Here is a 20,961-nt window from a genome sequence, read left to right as displayed (position 1 = left end):
CCACAGATACAACCATGATCGGCGGCACTCCGCCCTCGGGATGCTCAGCCCCATACGCTACGAGCAATCCCTGACAGACGCAGCCAAGGCTGCTTGAAACCCTGTCCACCATTCGGGGTGAACCTCAGACTCCTACGGCGTCGCCGTGGAGTCCGAACCATTACGTCGGTTTCTCAACGGGGAGCCAGCCAGCGACTTCGAATGGTTTCGCCCGTGGCAGTCCCTCATCGAGGAGACGACCGGCCGCGCTGTAGCTGTGCGACGGGTTCGGGTGCTCACCGAGCCACTTACCGACTATCACCGTTGGATGCTGACGATCACACCCGAGAACATCGAAGCGGGGGAAGATATCCGGTACTTGCCGCGGCAGCATGCCGGGGATGTGCCTGCCGAGGACTACTGGTTGCTGGATGACGACCGAGTGGCCTTCCATACCCGCGATGCCGAAGGGCGCGGGCTCGGTGTAGCCGTGACGTCGGACGCTTGGATCGTTGATCACTGCGTCGGGGTGAAACGACGGCTGTGGGAGCTCGCTACACCGTTCGAGGATTACGTGCCGACCGATACTCCGAAGTGACCAACTTGCTCGGCATAGTTCGCGCTGACGCGGAATGGATCACACCCACAACGGACTTCGTCATGTTCGATGAGCGCATGGTCTTGGTCGAAGCGGTCACAGCTGAGCTGATCATCACCCAACCACGAGAGATAGCCCTGTACGGCCGAGCCTTCGATATTTTGGCAAAACAGGCCGTGACGGGCCGACAGGCGCGCGACCTGATCTCCGCAGCCCTCGATAGGCGAGCCGAGTCCGCCTGACCTGCCCGTGGTTCGTGGTCGAAGACGGGTTGAACGGCAACCAGCGCTCAGTCGGATACCGCCTCGGCCAGGGTCTCGTCCGGTGATTCGGCGGCCTCGCCGGTTGGCCAGCCGGGATACGGTGGCGGCGTGCCGCCGAATTCCGGGCACAGCGGCTTGTAGTCGCAATAGGAACACAGCCAGCCGGTGTTCGGTCGGAAATCCCCGGTGCGGCCCGCCTCCAGGATTGCCGTCCACAGAGCCGAGAGCGTGCGCTCGAAGCGCAGCAGCTCCTGCTCCTCTGGGGTGTAGGTGAGGATCTGCTCGTCGGCCAAGTAGATCAGCCGGAGCTGGGCGGGCACCAGGCCGCGGGTGCGTAGCACCACCAGCGCGTAGAACTTGAGCTGGAACAGCGCCTTGGTCTCCTGCATGGGTCCAGGCGCGCGACCGGTCTTGTAGTCCACGACCCGCAGCGCACCGCTCGGGGCGACGTCGATCCGGTCGACGAACCCGCGCAGCAGCGCGCCGTCGTCGAGTTCGACCTCCACATGCGCCTCGCGCGATTCCGGATCGAACCGGGTGGGATCCTCCAGCCGGTAGTAGCGCCCTACCAGCGCGCGCACCTCGTCCAGGAACGCGTCGAGCTCCTCGTCGACGATCAGCTCGGCGACCTCGGGCTGATCGGTGCGCACCCGGGCCCACGCTTCGGGCACGAGCGCGTCGGCCCGTTCGGGCAAACGCTCGGCTGCGGGCAGTCCGTAGAGGTCCTCCAGCACCGCGTGCACCACCGTGCCGCGCACCGCGTGCCGCGACGGCGGCTCCGGGATCCGATCGATCGCACGGAACCGGTACTTCAGCGGGCACTGCTTGAAATCCATTGCCCGGGAAGGCGACAGGGCGGGTCTGGCGCGGTTCGCCGTCCCGCCGGGCGCGGATTCCTGCGCGTCGTCGGCAGGGGGCGTGGACACGGGCGAGCACATACCTGGCAGGCTATCCCGCGGCACCGACACGCCGGTGCGCGACAGCACGGATCGAACCAGGGGAACGGAGATTCATGACGGCCAGACGGACCGGGCCATTCAGCGTCGGTGACCGGGTGCAGCTGACCGATGCCAAAGGGCGCCTGTACACGGTGGTCTTGGAGCCGGGCAAGGAGTTCCACACCCATCGCGGCGGGATCAAGCACGACAGCTTGATCGGCGCCGACGAGGGCAGTGTGGTGCACTCCACCAACGGCACGCCGTATCTGGCGCTGCGTCCGCTGCTGATCGACTACGTGTTGTCCATGCCGCGCGGCGCCGCGGTGATCTACCCGAAGGACGCCGCGCAGATCGTGCACGAGGGCGACATGTTCCCCGGCGCGCGCGTGCTCGAGGCCGGCGCGGGTTCGGGCGCTCTCACCTGCTCGCTGTTGCGCGCGGTCGGGCCCCAGGGGCAGGTGATCTCCTACGAGATTCGCGCCGACCACGCCGAGCACGCCGTCCGCAATGTGGAGACGTTCTTCGGCGAACGTCCGGCTAACTGGTCGCTGACGGTCGGCGACGTGGCCGGCTACGCAGGAGAGCCGGTCGACCGGGCGGTGCTGGACATGCTCGCGCCCTGGGACGCGCTGCCCGCGGTGTCCGAGGCGCTCGTGCCGGGCGGCGTGCTGATCGTCTATGTGGCCACCGTCACCCAGCTGTCGAAGGTGGTGGAGGCGCTGCGCGAGCAGGAGTGCTGGACCGAGCCCCGCTCCTGGGAGTCACTGGTGCGGCCGTGGCATGTGGTCGGCCTCGCCGTGCGTCCGGAACACCGCATGCAGGGCCACACCGCCTTCCTCGTCAGCGCACGCAGGCTGGCCGAGGGCACCGTCACCCCCAAGCCGCAGCGCAGGCCCTCGAAGGGGTGAGCGGGGCCGGGCGGGCGAGCGCGGGTCGCCCGCCGACCGGTGCGCTCGGCTCAGGCCGGAACGCAGGGCGCCTGTGCGAAGCCGAGCAGCAAACAGCCGCTGGCGTCCGACAGTTTCCAGGTTCCGTCCACGTTTTCCCAGGTCAGCGGCACGGCGGGCGCGGAGCCGTGCGGGGAGGTGATGGTCACCTGCGCGTTCGCTGTGTTGCCCTGAGAGGTGATGTCGGCGACCGTGAAGGTCAGCTTGTAGCCTTGCAGGCCGGCGTTCATCCGGTCGATGTTCGAGACGCGCTGTTCGCCGTTGACGATCAGCTTCGTCTTCTCGGCCGTGGGCACGGCCGGATCGGCGAGCTTGACCAGCACCGACTGCAGCGTCTCGGCGGTCGGCGCGCCCGTTGCATGGTCGCCGTGGCCGTGGGTATTCGACGTCGCGGTGGCCGACGCCGCCGAGGTGGTCGTGGCGGCGGAGTCGTCGTTGGAGCCGCACGCCGCCAGACCGCAGGAGATGGCCAGTGCCGCCGCGGCGGCGGCAACGGAAACGCGCAGAGTTCTGGCAGGAAGGGGCATGTCAGCAACCTTTCGGCTTGGTCGGCGAGCGGGCTCACCAGAGTCTGGTTAGGGCAGGCTAACATGGTGGTCCGGTCGTTGATCGCGGCCCAGATGTGATCACGAAGAAACCATGTCGGAAGGCGCGAACGGGTCGCGCCCGGTAGCGTTGATAGACCGGGACTGGGAGGAGCAGCACATGAGCCCCATCGAGAATTCGGATTCGGCGGCCTGGAGAGAACTCGAGGCAGTACGCGCCGAGGCGGCTGCACTCCGAAGGCAACTCGCCGACTCGCCGGATCGCACACGGGAATTGGAAGCCCGCATCGATTCGCTGACCATTCGCAACACCAAGCTGATGGACACACTCAAGGAAGCGCGCCAGCAGCTGGTCGCGCTACGTGAGGAGGTCGATCGGCTGGGTCAGCCACCGAGCGGATACGGCATTCTGATCGGTGTGTACGACGATCAGACGGTCGACGTGTTCACTTCGGGTCGCAAGATGCGGTTGACGTGTTCGCCGAACATCGAGACCTCGACGCTCGAGTACGGCCAGACCGTCCGCCTCAACGAGGCGCTCACCGTCGTCGAGGCCGGGGTATACGACGCGGTCGGCGAGATCGGAACCCTGCGGGAGATCCTCGACGACGGACGTCGCGCCCTGGTGGTCGGCCATGCCGACGAGGAGCGCGTGGTCTGGCTGGCCGGTCCGCTGGCCAACATCGCCGAGCTCGACGATCTGGAAGATCCCGATTCCCCGATCCGCAAGCTGCGCCCCGGCGACTCCCTCCTGGTCGACACCAAGGCCGGGTTCGCGTTCGAGCGCATCCCCAAGGCCGAGGTCGAGGACCTCGTGCTGGAAGAGGTCCCGGACGTCGACTACAGCGACATCGGTGGTCTGGGCAGGCAGATCGAGCAGATCCGCGACGCGGTGGAGCTGCCGTTCCTGCACAAGGACCTCTTCCGCGAGTACGCGCTGCGTCCGCCGAAGGGCGTGCTGCTCTACGGTCCGCCCGGCTGCGGCAAGACGCTCATCGCCAAGGCGGTGGCGAACTCGCTGGCCAAGAAGATCGCCGAGGCGCGCGGTGAGGATGCCAAGGAAGCCAAGTCGTTCTTCCTCAACATCAAGGGCCCCGAGCTGCTGAACAAGTTCGTCGGCGAGACCGAGCGGCACATCCGGATCATCTTCCAGCGGGCCAGGGAGAAGGCGTCCGAGGGCACTCCGGTGATCGTGTTCTTCGACGAGATGGACTCGATCTTCCGCACCCGCGGTTCCGGCGTCTCCTCGGACGTGGAGACCACGGTGGTGCCGCAGCTGCTGTCGGAGATCGACGGCGTCGAGGGCCTGGAGAACGTCATCGTGATCGGCGCGTCCAACCGCGAGGACATGATCGATCCGGCCATCCTGCGGCCGGGCCGGCTGGACGTGAAGATCAAGATCGAGCGTCCGGACGCGGAGTCGGCTCAGGACATCTTCTCGAAGTACCTCACCGAGCACCTGCCGCTGCACGACGACGATCTGGCGGAGTTCGGCGGCGACAAGGCGCTGTGCATCGCCGCGATGATCGAGCGGGTCGTCGACCGGATGTACGCCGAGAGCGAGGACAACCGCTTCCTGGAGGTCACCTACGCCAACGGTGACAAGGAGGTCCTGTACTTCAAGGACTTCAACTCCGGCGCCATGATCCAGAACATCGTGGACCGCTCCAAGAAGTACGCCATCAAGGCGGTGCTCGACACCGGCAACCCCGGCCTGCGCATCCAGCATCTCTACGATTCGATCGTGGACGAGTTCTCCGAGAACGAGGACCTGCCCAACACCACGAATCCGGACGACTGGGCACGCATCTCGGGCAAGAAGGGCGAGCGGATCGTCTACATCCGCACGCTGGTCACCGGCAAGAACGCCAGCGCAAGCCGCGCGATCGATACGGAGTCGAACACGGGTCAGTACCTGTAAGTTCGCCGGATCATCAAGGGCCGCGTCTCCATCGGAGGCGCGGCCCTTTGGCGTATGGGCCCAGGGTGGCCTGGCCAACCGTGCTAAAATTTGACCATGCGGCCAGAAAATGAGCCAGGCGGCCAGCGCAGGTCGTTCATCGAAGAGGCGCGGCGCCGGCAGATCATCGCCGCGGCCGTGGAGGTGATCTCCGAGGTCGGGTACGGCAACGCGTCGCTGGCGCGGATCGCCGAGCACGCGGGGATCTCCAAGGGCGTCATCTCCTACCACTTCGCGGGAAAAGACGAGCTGATGACGCAGCTGGTGATCCAGCTGTACGTCTCGGCGGCGGAGTACATCGCGCCGCGGGTGGGGGCCGCCGTCGGCCCGCGCGGTCAGCTGCTGGCCTATCTCGAATCGAATCTGGGCTTCATCGCCGCGAACACCACGTACGTCGCCGCGCTCGTCGATGTCGTGACGAATTTGCGTGATGCCGAAGGCAATCCGAAGTTCGCGTCCGCAGACGGGGAACGCGACATCATCGTGCCGCTTGTCGACATCCTCACCGAAGGTCAGCGGGCGGGCGAGTTCGGGGAGTTCGATCCTCTGCTGATGGCCAAGTCGATCCGCGACGCCATCGATGGTGCTGCCGGACGCGCGGTCCGGGAACGGGATTTCGCGATGGACACGTACTCGGCGCATTTGTGCAAGTTGTTCGACACGGCGACGCGGAAGGCGGGCAATGACGACTGAGGTACTGGATACCGAACGCGGCCGGACGGATTCCGTAAAGCCGCTGCCGCCGTTCGCGCTCGGCGGTGTCGGCGCGGTAGCGGCGCTTGCCGCGGTGGCGCTGTTGGTCTCGATCGGGCGGTACGGATTCTTCGGCGACGAGCTGTATTTCGTCGCCGCCGGACGCAGGCTCGCAGTCGGCTACGCAGACCAAGGGCCGCTGGTGCCCGCGATCGCCCGGGCGATGGACTTGCTGGCCCCGGATTCGCTGGTGGCGCTGCGGCTTCCGGCCGTGCTGATCACCGTGGCCGCGGTGGTGGTGACCGCGCAGATCGCCCGGGAATTCGGCGGAACCCGCGCCGCGCAGATGCTGGCCGCCGCGGCGTACGCCACGTCGCCGTTCCTGCTGGTGCAGGGCGATCAGCTGGCCACCAACACGATCGACACCGCGTTGTGGGTGGTGATCAGCTGGCTGGTGATCCGCTGGGTCCGCACGCGCCGCGACGGCCTGCTGCTGGCGGCGGCGCTGGTCACCGCGGTGGACATGCAGGTCAAGTGGCTGATTCCGTTCTTCTGGATCGCGATCGCGATCGGTGTGGCGGTCTACGGACCTCGTGAGCTGCTGCGCCGCCCGGCCCTATGGTGGGGCGCGGGGATCGTCGCGCTGACCACGGTGCCCAGCCTGATCTGGCAGGCGGCGCACGGGTGGCCGCAGCTGCGTCTCGGGGGAGTGGTCGCGGCCGAGCAGGCCACCATCGGCGGCCGCGACGTCTGGTTGCCGCTGGCGCTGGCGTCGGCGGGATTGCTCGGCGGCCTGCTGCTGATTTATGCGGTGTGGACGCTGTTTCGAGCCGAATCCTGGCGCAGCTACCGGTTTCTCGGGCTGCTGCCGATGGTGTTGATCGTGGTCTTCATCGCGACCAACGGACGCCCGTACTACGCGGCGGGCTGCTATGGTGCGCTGATCGCCGTGGGCGCGGTGCGTTGGACCGAGAACCAGGGCCGTACGCGCGGGATAGTCACCGTAGCGCTCGTCGCGCTGTCCACCGCGCTGGTGGTGTTCTCGCTGCCCTTACGTCCGGAGTCCGAGATCGAGTCGGTCGACACGCAGGCGCAGGCGGGCTTGGAGATCGCGGTCTACGGGCGTTTCGGCTGGCCGGAGCTCGCGGCGGAGACGGCGGCCGCCTATCGGGCGCTGCCGGAGCCGGAGCGGGTCTCGGCCGTCGTGGTCGCCGGCTCCTATTGGCAGGCAAGCGCTCTGGATGTCTACCGGGCGGCCTACGGCCTGCCCGCCGTCTACAGCCCGAACCGCGGTTTCGGCTACTTCGGCACGCCGCCGGACGACGCGACCACGGTCCTGTGGGTGGGCGGCCGCGAGACGGATGTGCGTTCGCACTGTGCCGAGGTGACCGCGATCGGACGTGTCGACGCCCGCCTCGGATTCCCCGGGGTCACTCGCGATGTCACCCTCTGGCGCTGCGCGCAACCGCGCACGCCCTGGTCGCGGGCGTGGCCGGACATGCTGCGGCTGAACTGACCCGCCGCCTCACCACCAGCCGAGGATGGGCGACAGTCGCCTGCCGAGCTCCGGCGCGAGCGATCGCGAGTAGCTGGCGGTGAGGTGGTGCTCGTCGTGATAGATCAAGATGTTGCCTTCGGCGACCGCGCACACCTCGCGTTCGCAGACCGCGTCGGACAGGTCCAACGGGAACACGTTGGGGAGCGAGGCGGCGAACTCCAGGGCCGGATTGACCTCGTCCAATGCGGCCGTGCGCGGCATGCCGCAGCTGATCCGGTCGCCCTGCTGGGCGAGGCAATCGATCGCCCGATACCGCACGCCGTCCCGGCGCAGCCACGGAGTGTCGCGAATGGCCAGCACGTTGAGCCCGCGCTCGGCCAACTGCGACCACACGTCCAGATAGTCCGCCGGGGTTTCGTCGCCGAGGCCGTCGCGCGGGCGGGTAGCGGTGGTGAACACCCACTCCGGCCGGTCCAGCGCCAATCGGTCGATCACCTCGGCGGACCAGTCGCGGCAGTCCGGGATGGCCTCGCCCTTGTATCTCGGTTCCGCCGCCACGGTCAGCGGGCAGCCCATCTTCAGATAGACCTCGACGCGGAAGCCGTGCTCGCGGGCCAGCACGTCCAGGGCGGGAACCCAGTGTTCGGCGTGTGAGCTGCCCACCACCGCCATGGTGCGGTGTGCGCCCATGTCGCCGTATGTGCAGGTGATGACGTCACGGGTGTCCCAGTCGGCGATACAGCCGTCGCGCGCCGGGTAGGCGAGGTCCGCGGGAGCTTCGTACACGGTCGGACGCATCGGCACCGGGGGCGTGCTCGCTCCATTCACCAGTGCTTCCGCTCCGGGGTAGCGCGTCGCATCCAGCACGGCCACCGCCTCCGGCGGATTTATCCGGGTCACCACCTGTTCGCCCACCGATGCCGTGAGCACGGCGAGGCCGAGCGCGGTAACCAGCCGGCCGGTCCGAGGGGTGTGAGCGGGTGCCCGGCCGGCCGATCGCATGCGCAGTGGCTCCTCGACGTACCTGTTCGTGAGGTAGGCGAGCACCAGCGACGCCGCGATCACGCCGAGTCCACCGACGAGTCCCACGGTGGCGGTTCCGGTCCGCGCGAGAACGAAGACGAGGATCGGCCAGTGCCACAGGTACAGCGCGTAGGCCAGCGCGCCGAGCCGCACGGCGCCGGGCGCGCCGAGCAGGCGGTTGGGCAGCGGCCGCGCGGCGACGGGCAGGTTGCTGCCCGCCACGATCAACGCCAATGCCGCGCCCACCGGAACCAGCGCCGCCGGACCGGGAAACCGGACGGCGCCGTCGATCAGCCAGCCGCAGGTCGGCACCGCGACCGCGCCGAGCACGGCCGCGGCCACGCGCACCGGCCGCGAGGGCGACAGCCAGGGCGCCGCGACCGCCAGCAGAGCCCCGGCGAGCAGCTCCCAGGCGCGCGCCAGACTGTCGTAGTAGTTCCAGCCCTGGTGCACCGCAGTACCGTGCGCCGCGTAGACGAACGAGGCCACCGCGCCCGCCGCGAGGATGATCGCCAGCACCGGCCGCAGTGCGGCAGGACCCGCGAAACGCCCGCACAGCCGGGCCGCGAGCGCCACACCGAGCAAAGCGGCCAGGTAGAACTGTGCCTGTACCGCCATCGACCACAAATGTTGCAGCGGGCTCACGGACGGGTCGGCGGCCAGGTAGTCCGACCAGGACAGCGCCAGATACCAGTTCTGGTAGTACAGCGACGACGCCAGCGTTTGCGCGGCGATCTCACCCCACTGGGTGAACGGACGCAGCAGAACCGTCGCCGCGACAACCGCGGCGAGCACGGTCGCCAGAGCCGGTAGCAACCTGCGGGCAATTCTGCGCACGGTACCCAGGACCGCGACGGTGCCGGTGGTTTCCGCGCCACGCAGCAGCGAGCCGGTGAAGAAGAACCCGGACAGGACCAAGAAGACGTCCACCCCGCCCGAGACCCGGTCGAACCAGAGGTGGAAAGCCACCACCAGCGCGATCGCCACCCCGCGCAGCCCGTCCAGATCTTCCCGGTAGCCACTGTCCCGCTCGCGTGCAGGTGCCGCCGCGATGACGAGCGCGCCGGGCCGTCGCAACCGGCTCACCACACGGGCGACCGTCACAGGACTCGCACGCTGCGGCCGGATCGGCCACCGGAAGTGACGGCTCGGCGGCGAGCGAATGTACAGGACACGTCATTCCTCTTACCACGCGCGGTAAACCATGGTCCATCAAGCCGGTTGGAGTGTCGTGCGGAAACCACTGTGTCGATACGGACAATTCGGTCACCTGTCGTCTCGGCGGCTACCCGGGGTCGATAGGGTGGAGTGGTGAACGTTGAGGTGACACCCCTGCCGGGTATCGGTGTGCGCAAGGAGTTTCCGCTGGCCAACACGCGGCGCCGGATAGGGGTGATCGACCATCGTGACGGCACGATGGACCTGATCGTGAGCAAGGTCGACAACGCCGACGAGACCGAACAGATACCGCTGTCCGCGAAAGAGGCCGCCGTGCTGGCAAACCTGCTCGGCGCGCCGCAGCTGGTCGAGCAACTGCGCGAAGAGCACCGCCAGTTCACCGGCCTGACCACACGCCAGATGTCCATTCCGGATCGCTCCCGATACGACGGGCGCAGGCTGGGCGAGACCCAGATGCGAACGCGGACAAAAGCATCCATCGTCGCGGTGGTGCGCGGCGGGCAGCCGATCCCGTCGCCGGGGCCGGACTTCACCTTCACCGCCGCTGACGTGCTGGTCGTCGTCGGCACCGTGGAGGGCCTGGAGGCCGCCGCCAAGATCCTGTCCGACGGCTGAGCGGCGATGGTGGCGCACGAGACCGCACTCGCGCTCATCCAGCTGGGCGCGGTGTTCTTCGGCCTCGGCCTGCTCGGCCGGATCGCCGCGCGCATCGGCATGTCGCCGATCCCGCTGTACCTGATCGGCGGGCTGGTGTTCGGCACCGGCGGCTTGGTCGAACTGCGGCAGGTCGACGACTTCATCCACCTGGCCAGCGAAATCGGCGTCGTTCTGCTGCTTCTGCTGCTCGGCTTGGAATACAGTGCGGCCGAACTGGTGACCGGCATGCGCCGATCGTGGGCCGCGGGCGTCATGGACATCGTGCTCAACGCCACGCCGGGCGTCCTGGTCGCTTTCGCGCTCGGGTGGGGTTTCACCGGCGCGATCGCGATGGCAGGCGTCACGTATATCTCGTCCTCGGGCATCGTCGCGAAAGTGCTCAACGATCTGGGCAGGTTGGGCAACCGCGAAACCCCGGTGGTGCTGTCCATCCTGGTGTTCGAAGACCTGGTGATGGCCGGATACCTGCCGGTGCTCACGGCGGTGCTGGCCGGTGTCGGTTTCCTCGCCGGGTTGAAGACGTTGAGCATCGCCCTGATCGCCGTCACGGTGGTGCTGATCGTCGCGCTACGCTTCGGCCGCTACGTCTCCGCGATCGTCGACAGCGATGTTCGCGAGATCTTCCTGTTGAAGCTGCTGGGCTCCGCTCTGCTGGTGGCCGGAGCGGCGTCCGCGGTGCAGGTGTCCGCGGCGGTCGGCGCATTCCTGCTCGGCATCGCGATCTCCGACTCGACCGCACACAACGCCACCAAGGTGCTGGAACCGCTGCGCGATCTGTTCGCGGCATTGTTCTTCGTGCTGTTCGGATTGAGCACCGATCCGGCGACCATCCCGCCGGTGCTCGGCTGGGCGTGCCTGCTGGCGTTGGTCACGACGGCGAGCAAAGTCGCCACTGGATGGTGGGCGGCCAAGCGCGCCGGTGCCGGCCGCTACGGTCGGGCGCGTGCGGGCACCGCTCTGGTCGCCCATGGTGAGTTCTCCATCGTGATCGCAGGTCTCGCCGTTTCGTCGGGCGCCGTTCCCGGCGAGTTCGCCGCCTTGGCCACCACCTACGTGCTGCTGATGGCGGTCCTCGGCCCGATCGCCAGCCGAATCGTCGAGCCGGTTCTCGCGCTGGTGCTCCGACGCCGCAAGGCGTCTGCTGACCGAAAACTTCCGCAGGACGCTCGTCCGCTTCCGATGTCCGATTCGTTCAAGACCTCCGGCGGACAGGAGAGTTGACTCGACCTCGGCAGATATTCGGTCGAGAGTTCGGAGGTGCCGCCGTGCAGGCGCAACTCAGTGTGGACGGCCATCTCTGGGAGGTCGTCTACTTCGAGGAGCGCGACAGCTGACCCTCCGCCGGACAACGCGGTGGCGGTCTCGCACCGCCACCGCGTCGGGAACTCAGTTCCGCACGGCCGCAACGGAGTCGAGCACGACGTCGACGGCGGGTGCGCCGTCGCCCGAACGGTCCTTGGCGCCCGCGGCGGCGATGGAGGTGAGCACGTTCATGCCCGCGCTGACCCGCCCGAACGGGGTGTAGTCAGGCGGCAGCTGGCTGTCGCGGTAGACCAGGAAGAACTGGCTGCCGTTGGTGCTAGGACCCGCGTTCGCCATCGCGACGGTGCCCGCCGGGTACGTGGCGCCCGCCAAGTTCTCGTCGGGGAAGCTATAGCCGGGGCCGCCCATACCGGTCGCCGTCGGGTCACCGCATTGCAGGACGTAGATGCCCTCGGTGGTGATCCGGTGGCACTTGGTGTGGTCGAAGTACTGCTCACCGGCAAGGAACACGAACGAGTTGACCGTGCGCGGCGCGCGTGCCGCGTCCAGCGCGATGGTCATGGTGCCGCACGTGGTCGACAGCGTCGCCGTGTACCCCGCGTTGGGATCGATGGTGAGGCCGGGCTCCGCGGGCCACTGCTTGCCGTTCGGCTGGCCCGCGACCGGAGCGGCGCAGGTGGTCGGCGCCTGCTCCCGTGCAGGTCCCGGGTTCGCGGAGACGCCGCCGGCCGTGAAGACCGCCACCGTCGCGCCCACCGCCAAGATGCCGATGACCCGCAGCGAGCGCCACGGTAGGCGACGACGTCCCGCGCGCTGACCGTTGAGAAGTTGTCGCGCCTGCACTTTGCTCACCGCTGAAAATCTCCTTCATTCGGATTGCGCACCGGACGATGCAGCGCGAATCATTCCATTTCGCCCCGGGTGGCGTGGCCGTACGGCGGGATTGCCCGCTACCCGATGCGGGCCGGACGGCCGACGAAGGGCGCTACGACTCGGAATTCTTTCCGATCTGCCGGATCGGGACCGGATTAGTTCCTTGTGATGTAGAACAAGGCATGGGAATCGTTCGATCGGCCCTTGTTCAAACGAACTGGACGGGCGATAAAGAATCGATGATCGAGGCGCACGAGCATTACGCGCGCCGGGCCGCCGCGCAGGGCGCGGCGGTGATTTGTTTCCAGGAGCTGTTCTACAGTCCGTACTTCTGCCAGGTGCAGGACACGGAGTTCCACGACTACGCGGAATCGGTGCCCGGTCCGGCGACGGAGCGATTCGCCGCGCTGGCAGAGGAATTGGGCTTGGTGATGATCCTGCCGGTCTACGAGCAGGAACAGCCGGGTCTGCGGTACAACACGGCGGCGGTGATCGACGCCGACGGCAGTTATCTCGGCAAGTACCGCAAGCACCACATTCCCCACGTCAACGGGTTCTGGGAGAAGTTCTACTTCCGGCCGGGCAACCTGGGCTGGCCGGTGTTCGATACCGCGGTCGGCAGGATCGGCGTCTACATCTGCTACGACCGGCACTTCCCGGAGGGCTGGCGCGCGTTGGGCATGGCGGGCGCGGAGATCGTCTTCAACCCTTCGGCGACCTCCCGTGGCCTGTCGGGCTACCTGTGGAAGCTGGAACAACCCGCCGCCGCGGTCGCGAACGAGTACTTCATCGGCGCCATCAACCGGGTCGGCGTCGAGGAGTACGGCGACGACGACTTCTACGGCACCAGCTACTTCGTCGACCCCGAAGGCCAGTTCGTCGGCGATGTCGCCTCCGATTCCGAGCCCGAGTTGATCGTCCGTGACCTGGATATGGACCTGATCAAGGTGGTGCGCGACCGCTGGGCTTTCTACCGTGACCGCCGCCCCGACGCCTATGGGCCGCTGGTGGCCCCTTGAGACCGGGAGGAAACAGATGACGCGCACCTTCATCCACGGCGGCACAGTGGTCTCCGCAACCGGATCACAACCGCTCGACGTGCTCGTGGACGGCGAGACCGTTGTCGCCGTCCTGCACCCCGGCTCCACCGCGCTCGGTGCTGACCTCGCCGCGGCGGCCGACCGGGTACTGGACGCGACCGGCAAGTACGTCATCCCCGGCGGCGTAGACGGCCACACCCATATGCAGATGCCCTTCGGCGGCACGGAGGCCTCCGACACCTTTGCGACCGGCACCCGGGCTGCCGCCTGGGGCGGCACCACCACGATCGTCGACTTCGTCGTCCAGAAGCCGGGGGAGCGAGTCCAGGACACTTTGGGCTCCTGGCACCAGAAGGCGGCCGGACAGTGCGCCGTCGACTACGGCTTCCACCAGATCATCGGCGAGGTCGACGACGAATCGCTGAAGGGGATGAGCGAACTGGTGGCCGAGGGGGTCACCAGCTTCAAACTCTTCATGGCCTACCCGGGCGTCTTCTACTCCACCGACGGACAGATCCTGCGGGCGATGCAGTCCGCGGCCGGCCTCGGTGCGCTGCTGATGATGCACGCCGAGAACGGAATCGCCATCGACGTGCTGGTCGAGCAGGCGCTCGCGCGCGGGGACACCGCTCCCTATTTCCACGGGACGACCAGACCGTGGCAAATGGAGGAGGAGGCCACCCATCGCGCGATCATGCTCGCGCAGCTCACGGGTGCGCCGCTCTACGTCGTGCACGTCTCGGCCGGGCAGGCACTGGCACAGATCGCGACCGCGCGCGACGCAGGGCAGAACGTCTTCGGCGAAACGTGCCCGCAGTATCTGTACCTGTCGCTCGAAGAGCACCTCGCCGCACCGGGTTTCGAGGGCGCCAAGTGGGTGTGCTCGACACCGCTGCGGTCCAGGGCCGAAGGACACCAGGAGGAGCTGTGGCGCTACCTGCGCACCGGTGACGTCGCCACCGTCAGTACCGACCACTGCCCGTTCTGCATGAAAGACCAGAAAGACATGGGCATCGGCGACTTCAGCAAGATCCCCAACGGTATCGGCGGCGTCGAGCATCGCATGGACCTGATGTTCCAGGGCGTCCAGAGTGGGCAGATCTCGCTCGAGCGATGGGTCGAAGTCTGCTGTACCACGCCGGCCCGGATGTTCGGCATGTACCCGCGCAAGGGCGTGATCAGCCCGGGTGCGGACGCCGACATCGTGATCTACGACCCGCGCGGCCATACCAGCATCGGCCTCGGCAAGACCCACCACATGAACATGGACTACTCGGCCTACGAGGGCTTCGAGATCGACGGCCACGTCGATACGGTGCTGTCCCGCGGCCGGGTGATCGTCGATGATGGCGCATACCTGGGAAGCATCGGTCACGGCCGGTTCGTCAAACGCCAACTGTCGCAGAACCTGATCTGACGCGTTTCGACCGCGGGATGGAGTGCCGCATGGACATCGGTTTGGTGTTGCAATGCACGCCCCCGGCCTCGCGAGTGGTCGAACTGGCCCGACTCGCGGAGACACTCGGGTTCTCGCACGTGTGGACCTTCGACTCGCATCTGCTCTGGCAGGAGCCCTACGTCATCTACAGCCAGATCCTGGCCGCCACCCGCAAGGTGATGGTCGGTCCGATGGTCACCAATCCGGCCACCCGGGACTGGACGGTGACCGCCTCGACCTTCGCCACCCTCAACGAGATGTTCGGCAACCGCACTGTGTGCGGTATCGGCCGGGGTGACTCGGCCGTCCGCACGCTCGGCGGTAAACCGGCCGGTCTGGCCACGCTGCGCGAATCCGTCGAGGTGATCCGGGAGCTGGCCAATGGCCGTAGCGTGCGGGTGGGCGACACCGTCGTCCGGCTGCCGTGGGCGGCCGGTTCCCGGCTGGACGTGTGGGTCGCGGGCTACGGGCCGCGGGCCCTCGACCTCACCGGCGAAATCGCCGACGGATTCATCCTGCAACTGGCCGATCCCGATATCGCGGCGTGGACCATCGCGCGCGTACGAGCCGCGGCCGAACGCGCGGGCCGGGACCCGGCAGCGGTCCGGATCTGTGTCGCCGCACCGGCCTACGTCACCGACGGATCGGACGCGGCCCTTGCGCATGCACGGGAGCAATGCCGATGGTTCGGCGGGATGGTCGGTAATCACGTCGCGGAAATCGTGGCGAAATACGGTACCGGCGGCGACATTCCGGCTGCCCTCACCGACTACATCGATGGCAGGCGCAGTTACGACTACAACCAGCACGGACGCGCGGGCAACGTGCACGCCGAATTCGTGCCCGACGCCATCGTGGACCGTTTCTGTGTGCTCGGCACACCCGACGCCCAGCTGGCCCGGCTGCGCGAGCTGGAGGCATTGGGCGCCGACCAGTTCGCGGTCTACCTCCAGCACGACGCGAAAACGGCGACCCTGGAGACGTACGGTGAATCGGTGCTACCCCATCTTGCTTCTGATGTGACCGCCACCGAGTCGGCCGAAGGCGGTATCTAGCGTGGCCGATCACGTCTTCTATCCGTGGAGCGCCCAGGCCGAGCTGAACCCGGTACCGATCGCCGGGGCGTCCGGCTCGTATTTCTGGGACGACTCCGGCAAGCGCTACCTCGACTTCTCCTCCCAGTTGGTCAACGTCAATCTCGGCCATCAGCACCCGGACGTCGTCGCGGCGATCGTGGACCAGGCGCAGCGCCTGGCCACCATCTCGCCGACGGTCGGCAACGAGGCGCGCAGCGAACTGGCCCGGCTGATCGTCGAGCGGGCCCCCGGTGAGCTGAACCGGATCCTGTTCACCACCGGCGGCGCGGAGGCCGTCGAGCACGCGGTGCGCCTGGCCCGCAGCTACACCGGGCGCGCGAAGATGCTTGCGGCGTATCGCTCTTACCACGGCGGCACGGGTGTCGCGATCGGCCTGACCGGTGAACCGCGCCGCTGGGGCGCGGAGCCGACCAATGTCGACGTGGTGCGGTTCTTCGGACCATATCCGTACCGGTCGCCCTGGGACACGGCCGGTCCCGAGGAGGAGACCGCCGCCGCGTTGGCGCACCTGCGGCAGGTGATCGAACTGGAGGGACCGCAGCACATCGCCGGGCTGATCTTGGAGACAGTGGTCGGCACCAATGGCGTACTCGTCCCACCACCCGGCTATCTCGCCGGTGTGCGCGCGTTGTGCGACGAGTTCGGCATCGTGTACATCGCCGACGAGGTGATGGTCGGGTTCGGCCGGGTGGGCGAGTGGTTCGCGGTGCAGGCGTTCGGCGTCGAACCGGATCTGATCACCTTCGCCAAGGGAGTGAACTCCGGTTACGTTCCACTCGGCGGCGTGCTGATGGCGGAACGGATCGCGCAGCGTTACGACCACGTGGTGTATCCGGGTGGACTGACCTACGCCGGGCATCCGCTGGCGTGCGCCGCTGGCGTCGCCTCGATTGAGGTGTTCGAGCGCGACGGGATCCTGGACCATGTGCGGTCGGTGGGCGCGGACGTGCTCGGAAAAGGGCTGCGGGAGCTGGCCGCTCGGCATCCGAGTGTCGGCGACGTGCGTGGGCTCGGCTTTTTCTGGGCGCTGGAGCTGGTGCGCGATCCGCGCACCCGGCAGCCGCTGGTGCCGTTCGCTGCGGCCGGTGCGGACACCGAGCCGATGGCCGCGGTCACCGCGGCGGCGAAGGCACGCGGGCTGTGGCCCTTCAACGCGGGCAATCGCTTCCAGATCGCCCCACCACTGACCACGACGGCGGACGAGCTGCGGGACGGCTTGGCGATCATCGACGCAGTGCTCGACGTCGCCGACGGCTACGTCCAGATGAGCTGATCCACGGGACTCAGTGCGGCGTCAGCTCGACCACGACCGCGCCCTGCTGCCAGGTCTGATAGATGTCGGCCTTCGACGGTGCGCCGTCGGCGGTGAAGCCGATCCCGTTGAACTTCGCGTTCTGCGGGTTGTCCCGCGCGATGATGTCGTAGAGCCGCAGCACGTCGGCCTCGCTGCTGTGGACCACCGGATCGAACGTGCGCGGCTTGCCGCCGAACGACGCCCGCACGGGGTCACCGGCGCGCAGATTCTTGACCCACGGCCGCAAGGCGGTTCCGATCAGCAGAGTGTCGCCGTTCTTGGTGTAAGCCAGCGGCACGTTGTAGACCGTGCCCGACTTGCGCCCGACGACGTGCAGGATCATCAGCCGCTTACCGACGATGCCGGAGATGCCCGGGACGCGCAGCAGCGTCCGCACGATCCGGTTGACCACGTTCTGGTACGACCGGATGGGTTCGGGACCGGACGTGGTCGGTGTGCCGTAAGGGTTTTCGGACGAAGACGAATCGGGAACAGATGCCTCGCTCATGGCCCCAGTATCGAGTAGTCCAGCGCGATGTGCAGTCCGACGTCCGGTACCGCCGGTACAGTGGCGGCATTGCTCGCTCTTCGGACCGCGGAGTGCTCGGCGTGTGGCCGCGGCCCCTCGGTACCCTGCTCGTATGACTTCCGGGCAGACCGAGATCTGGCACAACCCGCGGTGCAGCAAGAGCCGCAACGCCACGGCGTTCTTGGACGATGCCGGTGTCGACTACACCGTGCGAAAGTACCTGGACCAGCCGCCCACCGCCGACGAACTCCGCGACGTGTTGCGGCGGTTGGGCGCCGAACCATGGGACATCACCCGCACCGGCGAACAGATCGCCAAGGATCTGGGCGTCGCGAGCTGGGGGCGCACCGCCGCCGACCGGGACCGGTGGATCGCGGCGCTCGTCGAACATCCGATCCTGATTCAGCGCCCGATCGTGTTCACCGCCGACGGCGCCGCGGTGGTCGCGCGCGACGAGGTCGCGCTGCGCGATCTGATCTGACGATCCCCGGCCCGGCCGTCCTTGTACGCGAGCCGATTTCAGCCGGGATGGCCGCGCGGATCCGGCCCACCCTTACGGGTGAACTCTGCGGGTAGGGTCGGCGGGCATGAAGGTACAACTGCGCCACAGCCCCGCCTCGACCGTCGCGCGGTGCTTTCTCGCCGGGGGCGAGCCGATGCGCGTCGAGAGCGGTGCCATGGTCGCCCATTCGGCGGGAGTCACGTTGCAGGCCAAGGCCGAAGGCGGCATCCTGGCCGGATTGAAGCGGTCGGTGCTGGCCGGCGAATCGTTCTTCGTCTCGACGTTCACCGCGCCGCCGCAGGGCGGCTGGGTCGACGTGGCACCCGCGCTACCCGGCGACATGCTGAACCTGGAGATCACCCCGGACCGGCCGTTCTTCATCAGTCGTGGCGGCTGGATCGCCAATTCCTCCGGCGTGCAAGTGGAGGGCAAGTGGGGTGGTTTCGCGAACCTCTTCGGCGGCGAGGGCGGGTTCGGTCTGCGCGCGCACGGTGCGGGAGAGGTGGTAGTCGGCGTGTTCGGCGCGATCGATGTCATCGATCTGCAGCCGGGCGAGCCGATCACGATCGACACCGGCCACGTGGTCGCCTACGACTTGGCGATGAACTTCACCATGCGGCGGGCGGTTTCGGGTCGGTCGATCCAGTCGCTGAAATCCGGCGAGGGATTCGTGTTCGACTTCACCGGTCCCGGCCGGGTGCTGCTGCAGACGCGCAATCCCGGCGCGTTCGCGGCTTGGGCGGGTTCGGTCGCCTCGGGCGGCTGATCACGGTGTCGGCTCCGCAGCGTCCTCTGGTCGGCGGGCGTTGAGCAAGCCGGGGATCAGCAGGCGGGTGTCGGGGACGAACGGCCAATCCGGGTCGGCCAGATGCGCGCGCAGCTCGGCGTCGGACCACCACCAACCGTCGGCGATCTCGTCGGGTTGGTGCCGGAAAGGTCCGTCGTAGCGCAGTTCGTACGCGAATAGATGGCAGCGCATCGGCCGGTCGTCCCATTCGCCGTCCCACGTGGCGGTTGCCACGGGGGTGAGCTCTCGGAGATCGGGCGTGACGCCCAATTCCTCGGCCAGTTCGCGCCGGGCGGTATCGAGCGGTGATTCGCCCGGCCCGACCACCCCGCCCGCCAGACAGTCGTGCATACCCGCGAACACCAGTTTGGTGTCGGTGCGGCGGTGCACGTAGATCCGCGTGCCGTCGCGCGAACGCAGCAGCACACCGGCACTGGCGTGCCACAATCCGTCGCGGTAGACGGTGGCGCGCTCGGCGGCGCCGATCGGGGTGCCCGCCGGGTCGTAGACCGCGATCGGTTCGGTGCGCGGGTCCCCGGTGTACGGCGAGTCACGATGCGGCGGAGCGGACATTGATCGAGAGTAACGTGAACACCGCACGCCACTCCTGAGAGAGGATCGCCGCCCATGGTGCTTCCGCACGCACTGGCGAATTTCAACCGGCATGTCACCAATCCCACGACGGGCCTGGTCGCGGGCCGGGCGCCCGGTTTCGGCATCGTGCTACACAAAGGCCGGAAGTCCGGGCGGTCCTACCGGACGCCGGTGATGGTCTTCGACCAGGACGGCGCCTACCGCATCGCGCTGACGTACGGGCGAAACGTCGACTGGGTCAAGAACATTCGCGCCGCGGGTGGCTTCGCGCTGGAGACCCGCGGACACGTCGTGCAGCTGGCCGACCCGGTGGTTCGGCACGACCGGTCGGCGAGCTGGGCGCCACTGGGTGTCCGGCAGGTCCTGCAGGCCATCTCGGCCGAGTACTACGTCGAGGCACGCGCGGCCGACTGAGCCGGAGGCGGTGCTCGTGTCCGGCCCGCCCAGAATCGAGCGAGCTGAGCCACACGTGAACGCCGAGCCGGGACTCGTCCACCGGCTCGGCGTCCGGGTGTGCCACGCTGTCGCGTGGCGGGTCAGGTGTTGTCGCGCGGGTCGAGCACCACTTGGGCGCCGGGCACGGTCGCGACCTGGAGCGTCCGCAGGCGCAGCAGGGCCGGGTGCTGCTCGAGCAGCCGCGCGGTATTGGCCAGCGAGCGCAACGCCGCCGCCTCCGCACGCGTTTTTCCAGCTCGGCGCGGCCGCGTTCCTTGGCCAGCACCGTCTCCAGCGCCGCCTTGCGCAGTTCGCCTGGCAGCATCAGATCGCGAGCGCGGACCCCGACGACCTGGATGCCCAGGCTCGCCACGGCCGAGCCGATCTCGCCGGGATCACCGGTGAGCAAGCCGCGATCGGCGATGAGCTCGTCGAGCGTGTGCGCGGCGACCGCGCCGCGGGCGGCGTCCTGGACCGCGGCGTAGAGCACCGTCTCCGCGTTCTGCGCGCCCGTTGTGAACGCGGCCGGATCGGTGACCTGCCACTGCGCGGTGTAGCTGGCGCGCAGCGCGAGCCCGTCGCGGGTGAGCAACTCCTGCCCGGTGACATACAGCAGCCGGGGGCGAATGTCGACCTCGATCAGCGTGCAGCGCTTCGCGTCGTACCGGTGCCGTCCCGGCTCCAGAACCCGCTCCAGCGTGCCGTCCCGGTACAGCAGCGTTCGCTGCCACTCCATCACCGTGGTGTACATGGTCTCACTCCTTCCCCGACGTAAGTCGTTGTCCGCATCGTCCTTCGGATGCCCTCCGCCACGGCCGCGGCGACGCGG

General features: G+C 67.9%; 21 protein-coding genes and 2 pseudogenes. 15 read left to right on the top strand and 8 right to left on the bottom strand.

Going from position 1 to position 20,961, the window contains the following annotated elements; genetic code table 11:
- Positions 1-133: 133 nt before the first annotated feature.
- Both IU459_RS39835 and IU459_RS30545 read left to right on the top strand, forming a co-directional pair.
- Positions 134-577, top strand: a pseudogene (locus tag IU459_RS39835) (DUF6879 family protein); the annotation flags it as partial.
- Entirely contained in the window at positions 574-819 is a 246-nt protein-coding gene (locus IU459_RS30545) for a Scr1 family TA system antitoxin-like transcriptional regulator (RefSeq protein ID WP_195133056.1), read from the top strand. The pseudogene IU459_RS39835 and the gene IU459_RS30545, both read left to right, overlap by 4 nt.
- Before the next feature lie 47 nt (positions 820-866).
- Here IU459_RS30545 and IU459_RS30540 read toward each other — a convergent pair whose 3' ends face one another.
- Positions 867-1,778, bottom strand: coding sequence for a RecB family exonuclease (locus IU459_RS30540; protein ID WP_195133055.1), 912 nt, complete (start codon positions 1,776-1,778; stop codon positions 867-869).
- A gap of 74 nt (positions 1,779-1,852) precedes the next feature.
- On the opposite strand from IU459_RS30540, the gene IU459_RS30535 reads away from it, so the two are divergent.
- Positions 1,853-2,686 (top strand): tRNA (adenine-N1)-methyltransferase, encoded by an 834-nt coding sequence (locus IU459_RS30535; protein WP_195133054.1) that lies wholly within the window; start codon positions 1,853-1,855, stop codon positions 2,684-2,686.
- A gap of 50 nt (positions 2,687-2,736) precedes the next feature.
- Here the strand turns inward: IU459_RS30535 and IU459_RS30530 are convergent, their stop codons facing one another.
- On the bottom strand, positions 2,737-3,252 hold the full coding sequence (locus tag IU459_RS30530) for a hypothetical protein (protein WP_195133053.1): 516 nt from the start codon (positions 3,250-3,252) through the stop codon (positions 2,737-2,739).
- A 178-nt stretch (positions 3,253-3,430) separates the two neighbouring features.
- On the opposite strand from IU459_RS30530, the gene arc reads away from it, so the two are divergent.
- From arc to IU459_RS30515, 3 genes are all read left to right on the top strand, one after another.
- Positions 3,431-5,191 carry a proteasome ATPase gene (gene arc / locus IU459_RS30525; RefSeq protein ID WP_195133052.1) on the top strand — a complete coding sequence of 587 codons (1,761 nt, stop codon included), beginning with the start codon at positions 3,431-3,433 and terminating at the stop codon, positions 5,189-5,191.
- Between the two features lie 96 nt (positions 5,192-5,287).
- Positions 5,288-5,923, top strand: coding sequence for a TetR/AcrR family transcriptional regulator (locus IU459_RS30520; protein WP_195133051.1), 636 nt, complete (start codon positions 5,288-5,290; stop codon positions 5,921-5,923).
- Positions 5,913-7,439, top strand: a complete 1,527-nt coding sequence (locus IU459_RS30515; protein WP_195133050.1) for an ArnT family glycosyltransferase — start codon at positions 5,913-5,915, stop codon at positions 7,437-7,439. Before IU459_RS30520 ends, IU459_RS30515 begins: the two co-directional genes overlap by 11 nt.
- A 9-nt stretch (positions 7,440-7,448) precedes the next feature.
- Here the strand turns inward: IU459_RS30515 and IU459_RS30510 are convergent, their stop codons facing one another.
- A complete protein-coding gene (locus IU459_RS30510) occupies positions 7,449-9,548 on the bottom strand; it encodes an acyltransferase family protein (protein WP_440446543.1) in 2,100 nt (699 codons plus the stop codon).
- Positions 9,549-9,755: 207 nt separating this feature from the next.
- Here IU459_RS30510 and IU459_RS30505 point away from each other — a divergent pair, with 207 nt between their 5' ends.
- Positions 9,756-10,238 carry a cation:proton antiporter regulatory subunit gene (locus IU459_RS30505; RefSeq protein ID WP_195133049.1) on the top strand — a complete coding sequence of 161 codons (483 nt, stop codon included), beginning with the start codon at positions 9,756-9,758 and terminating at the stop codon, positions 10,236-10,238.
- Between the two features lie 6 nt (positions 10,239-10,244).
- The gene (locus IU459_RS30500; RefSeq protein WP_195133048.1) at positions 10,245-11,501 is read left to right on the top strand and encodes a cation:proton antiporter; all 1,257 of its coding nucleotides are present in this window, start codon (positions 10,245-10,247) and stop codon (positions 11,499-11,501) included.
- Between the two features lie 165 nt (positions 11,502-11,666).
- Here the strand turns inward: IU459_RS30500 and IU459_RS30495 are convergent, their stop codons facing one another.
- The gene (locus IU459_RS30495) at positions 11,667-12,395 is read right to left on the bottom strand and encodes a peptidylprolyl isomerase (RefSeq protein WP_324199089.1); all 729 of its coding nucleotides are present in this window, start codon (positions 12,393-12,395) and stop codon (positions 11,667-11,669) included.
- Positions 12,396-12,598: 203 nt separating this feature from the next.
- Here IU459_RS30495 and IU459_RS30490 point away from each other — a divergent pair, with 203 nt between their 5' ends.
- The 4 genes from IU459_RS30490 to IU459_RS30475 are packed head-to-tail and all read left to right on the top strand — an operon-like array spanning position 12,599 to position 17,264.
- Positions 12,599-13,435 (top strand): nitrilase-related carbon-nitrogen hydrolase, encoded by an 837-nt coding sequence (locus tag IU459_RS30490; RefSeq protein ID WP_195133047.1) that lies wholly within the window; start codon positions 12,599-12,601, stop codon positions 13,433-13,435.
- Between the two features lie 16 nt (positions 13,436-13,451).
- Complete coding sequence (gene hydA / locus IU459_RS30485) at positions 13,452-14,873, top strand: dihydropyrimidinase (protein WP_195133046.1); 1,422 nt, start codon at positions 13,452-13,454, stop codon at positions 14,871-14,873.
- 29 nt (positions 14,874-14,902) lie between these two features.
- Positions 14,903-15,949, top strand: a complete 1,047-nt coding sequence (locus IU459_RS30480) for a TIGR03842 family LLM class F420-dependent oxidoreductase (RefSeq protein ID WP_195133045.1) — start codon at positions 14,903-14,905, stop codon at positions 15,947-15,949.
- Between the two features lies 1 nt (position 15,950).
- The gene (locus tag IU459_RS30475) at positions 15,951-17,264 is read left to right on the top strand and encodes an aspartate aminotransferase family protein (protein ID WP_195133044.1); all 1,314 of its coding nucleotides are present in this window, start codon (positions 15,951-15,953) and stop codon (positions 17,262-17,264) included.
- A 10-nt stretch (positions 17,265-17,274) separates the two neighbouring features.
- Here IU459_RS30475 and IU459_RS30470 read toward each other — a convergent pair whose 3' ends face one another.
- Positions 17,275-17,793 carry a nitroreductase/quinone reductase family protein gene (locus IU459_RS30470; RefSeq protein WP_195133043.1) on the bottom strand — a complete coding sequence of 173 codons (519 nt, stop codon included), beginning with the start codon at positions 17,791-17,793 and terminating at the stop codon, positions 17,275-17,277.
- Positions 17,794-17,926: 133 nt separating this feature from the next.
- Here IU459_RS30470 and IU459_RS30465 point away from each other — a divergent pair, with 133 nt between their 5' ends.
- Together IU459_RS30465 and IU459_RS30460 are read left to right on the top strand one after the other, a co-directional pair.
- Positions 17,927-18,295, top strand: a complete 369-nt coding sequence (locus IU459_RS30465; RefSeq protein WP_195133042.1) for an arsenate reductase family protein — start codon at positions 17,927-17,929, stop codon at positions 18,293-18,295.
- Positions 18,296-18,401: 106 nt separating this feature from the next.
- Positions 18,402-19,082 (top strand): TIGR00266 family protein, encoded by a 681-nt coding sequence (locus tag IU459_RS30460; protein WP_195133041.1) that lies wholly within the window; start codon positions 18,402-18,404, stop codon positions 19,080-19,082.
- On the opposite strand, the gene IU459_RS30455 is transcribed toward IU459_RS30460, so the two are convergent.
- The gene (locus IU459_RS30455) at positions 19,083-19,676 is read right to left on the bottom strand and encodes an NUDIX hydrolase (RefSeq protein WP_195133040.1); all 594 of its coding nucleotides are present in this window, start codon (positions 19,674-19,676) and stop codon (positions 19,083-19,085) included.
- Between the two features lie 54 nt (positions 19,677-19,730).
- On the opposite strand from IU459_RS30455, the gene IU459_RS30450 reads away from it, so the two are divergent.
- Positions 19,731-20,111, top strand: coding sequence for a nitroreductase family deazaflavin-dependent oxidoreductase (locus tag IU459_RS30450; protein WP_195133039.1), 381 nt, complete (start codon positions 19,731-19,733; stop codon positions 20,109-20,111).
- Positions 20,112-20,233: 122 nt separating this feature from the next.
- Here IU459_RS30450 and IU459_RS39455 read toward each other — a convergent pair whose 3' ends face one another.
- Positions 20,234-20,359: a hypothetical protein gene (locus IU459_RS39455; protein WP_267469915.1), complete on the bottom strand. Its 126-nt coding sequence runs from the start codon at positions 20,357-20,359 to the stop codon at positions 20,234-20,236.
- A 32-nt stretch (positions 20,360-20,391) separates the two neighbouring features.
- Positions 20,392-20,868 (bottom strand): annotated as a pseudogene (locus IU459_RS40190) (SPFH domain-containing protein); the annotation flags it as partial.
- Between the last annotated feature and the right edge of the window lie 93 nt (positions 20,869-20,961).

The organism is Nocardia amamiensis (genome assembly GCF_015477605.1).
In the GTDB taxonomy this organism is placed as follows: domain Bacteria; phylum Actinomycetota; class Actinomycetes; order Mycobacteriales; family Mycobacteriaceae; genus Nocardia; species Nocardia amamiensis_A.
The sequence above is the reverse complement of the archived record's forward strand: the minus strand, read 5'-3'. Positions and strand labels throughout refer to the sequence as shown.